Source organism: Agromyces binzhouensis (assembly GCF_004135055.1).
Taxonomy (GTDB): Bacteria; Actinomycetota; Actinomycetes; order Actinomycetales; family Microbacteriaceae; genus Agromyces; species Agromyces binzhouensis.
Window position 1 is genome coordinate 1 of the sequence record NZ_SDPL01000754.1, and the last position, 716, is coordinate 716.

General features: G+C 75.3%; 1 protein-coding gene. It reads right to left on the bottom strand.

Going from position 1 to position 716, the window contains the following annotated elements; all coding sequences use genetic code 11:
• The coding region (locus ESO86_RS18045; RefSeq protein WP_340638877.1) for an NAD(P)-dependent oxidoreductase at positions 1-716 on the bottom strand (716 nt) is incomplete at both ends.

Below are 716 nucleotides of genomic sequence, written 5' to 3' on the forward strand. Positions count from 1 at the left end.
TACACTTTTCCACACGACGCTCTTCCGATTGGCAGCGCCGCGAGCTCGTCCGCCCCGATCAGCCCGCGCGTCGCCGGGGTGAGTGCGGCGGCGACGAACACCAGCTCGGCCGTGCCGAGCACCTCGGCGAGGCGATCGGTCGTCACGGTCCGTGCCGCGCCGGGGACCGCGGCATCCGCTCGTCGCACCACGGTCGCCCGCACCCGGAACGGTGCGAGAAGGGCCAGGAGCTCGACCGCGATGCCGCCCGCGCCGACGATCACGACCTCGGCGCCGTACAGCGTGCGGCCGCGCTCGTCCGCCTCCCAGGCGGTGGCACGCGCGCGGCGCGGGAGCTCGCGCAGCACCGCGAGTGCGAGTGCGAGCGCATGCTCGGCGACGGGTTGCGCGTACGCGCCCTTGGCGCTCGTCCAGACGCGTCCGTCACCGCGGTGACGACGGAGCAGGTCGGCGAAGGCGTCGACCCCGGCCCACGGGAGCTGCACCCACGAGATCGCCGGGTGCTCGGCGAGAACCGATTCGAGCAGGTCGCCGCCGCCCGAGCTCGTCCACACGAGACCACGCGTCGCGCTCGAGAGCGGCTCGACGCGCCCTCCTGCAGCGGATGCCGCCTCGACGAACGCCGGATCGGCCTCGGGCAGGATCGCGATCGGACCGACCTGCGGCGGCGACCCGCCCGTCACCGCCGCGCCGGGCGCGCCCGCCACCGGCCGATG